A 5,671-nucleotide genomic window follows, 5' to 3' on the forward strand; every position below is an offset into this window, starting at 1 on the left:
CCCGCCACAACACATGGAAATGACTTACTCGAAAATGTAAGACTAGGTCTAATCAAAGGGTGTAGCTTTGGTTTTAATATTGTAAATTCAAAAACTCGTTTTGATGATGAATGGACATATTACAGAGATATAACAGAGGTTGAATTGTTTGAGATTACAGCAACCCCTATACCCGCTTACAATGATACTGAAATAAATTGTAGAAGTGATATATCTATAAAAGAACTTAGAGAGTCTCAAAAAGAAGAAACAAAAGTAGAAGAAAAAGATAATATAGAAAAAAGAAATGTCGACCTAGTATCGGCTTTTTTTAATGCATTTAATCAAGGAGGAAAATAAAAATGGCAATTAAAAATTTAGATGAAGCAACTAATGTTGAACTAAGAACAAATTTAATGGAGGCAATAAAGAGTAATGACGAAGAAAAAATAACAACATCATTTTTAAGAATGGCGGAAGATATACAAAGTAATTTACTAAAAGAAGCACGTTCTATTGCTAATATAGAATCAGCTGACAGGGCGATACTTGACAAGAGGGGTATGCCACAACTAACAAGCGAGGAAAGAGCATATTATAACCAAGCAATAGAAAAAAGAGGATTTACCGATTTAGAGATAACTATGCCAAGAACTGTATTTGATAGGGTATTTGACGACTTAGAACAGAACCATCCTCTACTTAGTGCTATAACTTTCGAAAATACTACAGGGGTTACGGAATGGATAATAAGAAAAACGAACGCAGAAGCTGCGTGGTGGGGTAAATTAGATGATGCTATTAAAAAAGAGCTAGAACATGGATTTAATAAAATTAATGCAGGGGCTTATAAATTATCTGCATATCTTCCGGTCGCAAAAGCTATGCTTGATTTGGGGGCTGAATGGTTAGACAGATACGTAAGGGCTGTTTTAACAGAAGCTTTAAGTTTAGGACTTGAAATGGGTATTGTAGCAGGGACAGGAAAAGACCAACCAAAAGGCATGTTAAAAGATTTAAAAGGCGCAGTCGTTGAAGGTGTGTATCCGGATAAAACTGCAAAACCGTTGATTGATTTTAAACCAGCTACGTTAGGGATTGAAATTATGGCTCCGCTTACGAATGATGGTAAAAGGGCAGTTCCAAGTATTATAATGCTTGTAAATCCGGTTGATTATTGGTCTAAAATTTTCGCTGCTACAACTATGTTGACATCTAATGGCACTTATGTGTATGGAGTTTTACCTATTCCCGGAAATATAATTCAGTCAGTTGCTGTCCCTAAAGGCAAATTAATAGCTGGTATGGCAAAGGATTATTTTATGGGAATTGCTTCAAGTGGAAAAATAGAGTATTCAGACGAATATAAATTTTTAGAGGACGAAAGAACTTATCTAGTAAAACAATATGCAACAGGAGAGCCAAAAGACAACGATTCTTTTTTAGTATTTGATATAGAAAACTTAGACACAACTTTAGCGACAGAAATTAATTCAAACACAAAAACATCAGCTGCTAAAACTAAGTAGGTGTAAGTATGGAAAATGAAAATATTAAAAGTATAGTTGAAGAAGTGAAAGAATATCTTAACATTACTTGGATAGAAGAAGATGCGAAAATTGAAAAAATGGTTGTAAGAGGGATTGATTATTTAGAGAGTGAAATAGCTGGAATATCACTAGACTTTAAAGATAATTTTAATAGAGAATTGCTGTTTAACTATTGCAGATATGTAAGAAATAATGCTATTGAATATTTTGAAGAAAATTTCGGCAAAGAACTTCTTAGACTTCAAATTAAAAGTGCAGCTAATGAGGTAATATAGATATGAAAAAAATAAAATTTAATAATTTCAATGATGGTATTGTTGAGTTTGGAGAATACAAGGAAAGTTATGATATAGAAGGTAATGCGCTAGATGAAAAAGAGTTTATTGTAAATGGTAAACTCTTTTATTCTAATGAATATATAAGAGAGCAAGACAAACTTAAATTTGATGATACAGGGTTAAAGGTATCTATTAAATTAAAAGTTTCTTACATGAAGTTAATTAAAACAAGTAATGTTATAAAACTAAACAATGAATTTTACAGCATAGTAAAATTAGATATTAGCAATGACAAAACGAGTATATATTTATATTTAACTGAATTAGTTGACGTACTAGACAAACATATTTCTATTTTTATCAAAGAGAGAAAAAATGTTCTTGAAGATGTAACAATGAAATTTTATAAAAAGGTTTGGGCTTGTATTGAAGATTTAAACAGTAAAGAATTGATAGAAAATAATTCGATTAAAACTTCTACAAATAAAAAGTTTAAAATTAGATATATTGAAGAATTAGATTTAAGTATAAAACAAAATGCTATAACTAATTTTGTTATTAAATACAAAGATAAATTTTATAATATAACTCAAATTTTAAACTTAGAAGAAGAAAATAAAATACTTGAAATAACAGCAGAATCAAAGTGAAAAAGTTAGGTGATAGTATGCACTCAAAAATAGTTACCATACTTGAAAAATTAAATGTAGGTATTGGTTTTCAAGAATACGACAATTTTTCAAATGATGAAGAATATATAATATTTTTTATAGAAAATGAATATGATGCAAATTTTTCTGACAATAAAAATAAAAGTATTGTATATTCGGTAAAAATAGAATACTGGTATAAGAGTTTAAAGAATATCAACAAGTATATTAGTATAAAAGATATATTTAAAAAAGAAAATTTTATCTTTTCGAATTCTAGTGATTTTATAGAAAACGGATATTATTGTAAAGAATTAAAATTTAAATATGAGGAAGTTGTTTAAATGGGTGTAGAGATAACAACAGAAGGTTTTGACGCTATTTTATCGAAAATTGAAAGTATGGGTAAATCGGGTGATAGGTTGCTAAATGAAGCTGTAAAGGCTGGCGGTAATGTAATTTTACAAGATGCTTTACCGCGTGTAAAAAAAAGAACTGGTAAGCTAGAAGCTGGCTTAAAATTAAGTGGAGTTAAGAAAAAAGGTAATGTTAAATATGTTTTAGTTGGTATTACAAAAGAGGATAATTCAGAAATTTTTTATGGAAAGTTTTTAGAGTTTGGAGCATCTGCGCATAAAATACCAATTAAAAAAGGGAAGAAAAAAGGCAGGGTATTAAATCATCCGGGAGTGACTGCAAAACCGTTTCTAGCGCCCGCATACGAGTCAAAAAAAGATGAAGCTAAAAATGTAATGAAAGAAATATTAAAAAGAGGATTGGGGTTATAATGATTAATATAAATGATTTAGTAATAGAAACATTAAAACCTTTAAAAATACCTGTTTCGTTTCAAAGGTATAATGGAAAAGAAAAAACATATATAACTTTCTTTAGTTATTTAGAACAAAATCGCTATGCAGATGATGAAGTGGTAGGCACAGAACATTATATACAAATAGATTTGTTTAGTAAGAATAAAATGAGTTATATAAATAAAGAAATTGAAAGACTGCTTAAAAAAAATAATTTTATAAAAAGAAGTATACATGAAATAAAAGAATCTGATTGTAGTTACCATACTGCCTTTAGGTTCTTATTTTTTGCGAAAAACGAGGAGGATTAAAAAATGGCTATTATAGGTTTAAGAAACTACAGACTTGTTAAGTTACTTGTTGATACAGAAAGCGAACTTGAATATGACACTAAAATAATGAAACTAACAGGTGCTAAGAATATAAAAATAGCACCAAAAGTTGATAGTGCAGAAAATTATGGTGATGACCAGCTTTTAGAAACTGCTTCGGCAATGGGAGCTATAGAGGTAGAATTTGAGGTTGCTAGTTTAACACTAGAAGAAAAAGCTTTTATTTTAGGTTACAAGTACAAAGATGGTGTTTTGGTTGAAGATAAGGATTTTAATCCACCGAACATTGCACTTGGCTTTGAATCTCCTAAATCGCAAGGTGGAAATAGAATGGTTTGGTTAACTAAAGGCGTGTGTGAACCACTTGAAGAAGAAGCGAAAACAAAAGAAGATAAAGTTGAATTTCAATCTCAAAAAATTAAGCTTAAGTTTATGCCACGTATAAATGACGGTAGACACAAAATAACAGCAGATACAGATGTTGAAAACTCACCAACTGCGGAAGAATTTTTCGCAACAGCTTTTTTAAAAACAGCAGCAAAACCAACAGCACCAGCGAAAGCAAATTTAAATAAATAAGGAGAAAATAAAAAATGGAAATAAAATTAACTATAAATGAAGAAGAAAAAATATTTAAAGCACCACCTGTACCACTTAGAAAATTAGATGAAGTTTTTGCACTAACTGATAAAATTGAAGATGGTCTTAACTCGACAGAATTATTTCGTGAGTTAATCGACTTTACAGTTAGTATATACGGGAAACAATTTTCAAAAGATGAGTTACTAGATGGATTTTATCCAGCGGGTGATTTTATAAATAAAGCGTTAGAAGATTTATCAAAGGTAAGTGGAGGTTTCGAAGAAAAAGTAAAAAACTAAGTGATGGAGAAGGTACAGAAAATAATTCTAATAAAGAAAATAGGTATCTATCTCCAAGGGATTTTATAAAAGATTTATATAGTATGTTTTTATTTGAAAAAAATTGGAGCATGGTCGATATAGACAACATGGATATATTTTATTATTTAGATATACTTGCATATATGAAGAAAAATAAAAGTGATAAGAATAATCCGAATGAAAATGATGTCTACATAGACCAATTAAGCTGGTTATAGGGATGTGAGTGTATGTGTAAGTATTGCGAAGTTGAAGAAAGTGAAGCAGCTTTCGGAAGAGGTAAAGCAGATAGAGGGGAATTAATAACTTGTGATTGTGATATAGAAATGTGGATTGAAAAAGAAGGTAATGAGTATTTTTTGAATTCTGAATGTTGGTGTGGTTACTATAGTGAAAGTTTTGAATCTATTATGTATTGCCCTTTCTGTGGAAGAAAATTAACTTAATATAAGTTTTGAAATAAACCAAGATAAAAAAATCTTGGTTTATTTTTTGTAAGTGAGGTGAGGAAATGGCGGAAGATGTAGGTGAATTAGTTGTTCGGGTTGCTATGGAAAATAGTTCATTCCAGCAAGGGGTTAATAATTTAAACAGACAAATGAAATTAATGAGAAGTGAGTTTAAAAATTCCGGTGCTGGCATAAAAGATTTTGGAACTAGTCTTGATGGCTTGAAATCTAAGCAACAAATGTTGTCTAGTACTATACAACAGCAATCTAAAGTTGTTACAGCATATAAAAATAAATTAAACGAAAGTAAAGCGACTTTAAGTGAGACAGCGCAAAAACAAGTTGAACTTAAAGAAAAAGTTAATCAAGCGAAAAGTGCTTACGAGCAGAGCAAGGCGACGCTAGGCGAAAATGCAGAGGAAACAAAAAGATTAAAATCAGAACTGGATGGCTTAGAACAGGAATATTCTAAAAATGAAGAAAAAATAAGGTCTAATTCGGCAGCAGTTGACAATTGGTCTATTCGAGTTAATAATGCAGAGTCGAGACTTTCTGAAATGCGTTCAGAGTTAGATGACACAACAGAAAGAATAAATCAGCAAGAAAATAAATGGAATCAACTAGCGACTAAAATGACTGAAATAGGTAGCAAATTTAGTGCAGTCGGAAAACAAATGCAGGATGTCGGCAAAAAAATGACCATGGGCATTACTGTACCT

General features: G+C 30.4%; 12 protein-coding genes. All 12 read left to right on the plus strand.

Going from position 1 to position 5,671, the window contains the following annotated elements; all coding sequences use genetic code 11:
* Positions 1–339 (plus strand): HK97 family phage prohead protease (locus KGF39_RS18735; protein WP_227823471.1); only part of this gene is annotated, 339 nt, incomplete at its 5' end.
* 2 nt (positions 340–341) lie between these two features.
* Positions 342–1,508: a phage major capsid protein gene (locus KGF39_RS18740; protein WP_227823472.1), complete on the plus strand. Its 1,167-nt coding sequence runs from the start codon at positions 342–344 to the stop codon at positions 1,506–1,508.
* A gap of 8 nt (positions 1,509–1,516) precedes the next feature.
* Positions 1,517–1,804 (plus strand): hypothetical protein, encoded by a 288-nt coding sequence (locus KGF39_RS18745; RefSeq protein WP_227823473.1) that lies wholly within the window; start codon positions 1,517–1,519, stop codon positions 1,802–1,804.
* Between the two features lie 2 nt (positions 1,805–1,806).
* Positions 1,807–2,457 carry a head-tail adaptor protein gene (locus KGF39_RS18750; protein WP_227823474.1) on the plus strand — a complete coding sequence of 217 codons (651 nt, stop codon included), beginning with the start codon at positions 1,807–1,809 and terminating at the stop codon, positions 2,455–2,457.
* Positions 2,454–2,801, plus strand: a complete 348-nt coding sequence (locus KGF39_RS18755) for a hypothetical protein (RefSeq protein ID WP_227823475.1) — start codon at positions 2,454–2,456, stop codon at positions 2,799–2,801. The genes KGF39_RS18750 and KGF39_RS18755 overlap by 4 nt, the downstream gene beginning before the upstream one ends.
* Positions 2,802–3,245: an HK97-gp10 family putative phage morphogenesis protein gene (locus tag KGF39_RS18760; protein ID WP_227823476.1), complete on the plus strand. Its 444-nt coding sequence runs from the start codon at positions 2,802–2,804 to the stop codon at positions 3,243–3,245. It abuts the gene before it with no gap.
* Positions 3,245–3,580, plus strand: a complete 336-nt coding sequence (locus KGF39_RS18765; protein WP_227823477.1) for a hypothetical protein — start codon at positions 3,245–3,247, stop codon at positions 3,578–3,580. The genes KGF39_RS18760 and KGF39_RS18765 overlap by 1 nt, the downstream gene beginning before the upstream one ends.
* 3 nt (positions 3,581–3,583) lie before the next feature.
* Positions 3,584–4,180, plus strand: coding sequence for a major tail protein (locus KGF39_RS18770; RefSeq protein WP_227823478.1), 597 nt, complete (start codon positions 3,584–3,586; stop codon positions 4,178–4,180).
* Between the two features lie 14 nt (positions 4,181–4,194).
* Positions 4,195–4,482, plus strand: a complete 288-nt coding sequence (gene gpG / locus KGF39_RS18775) for a phage tail assembly chaperone G (RefSeq protein ID WP_227823479.1) — start codon at positions 4,195–4,197, stop codon at positions 4,480–4,482.
* A gap of 83 nt (positions 4,483–4,565) precedes the next feature.
* On the plus strand, positions 4,566–4,721 hold the full coding sequence (locus tag KGF39_RS18780) for a hypothetical protein (protein WP_021394274.1): 156 nt from the start codon (positions 4,566–4,568) through the stop codon (positions 4,719–4,721).
* Between the two features lie 12 nt (positions 4,722–4,733).
* Positions 4,734–4,949: a hypothetical protein gene (locus KGF39_RS18785; protein ID WP_227823480.1), complete on the plus strand. Its 216-nt coding sequence runs from the start codon at positions 4,734–4,736 to the stop codon at positions 4,947–4,949.
* Positions 4,950–5,014: 65 nt separating this feature from the next.
* On the plus strand, positions 5,015–5,671 hold a 657-nt coding region (locus KGF39_RS18790; RefSeq protein ID WP_413927101.1), incomplete at its 3' end, for a hypothetical protein.

Origin of the sequence: Clostridioides sp. ZZV14-6345 (assembly GCF_020657775.1) — a bacterium.
In the GTDB taxonomy this organism is placed as follows: Bacteria; Bacillota; Clostridia; order Peptostreptococcales; family Peptostreptococcaceae; genus Clostridioides; species Clostridioides difficile_D.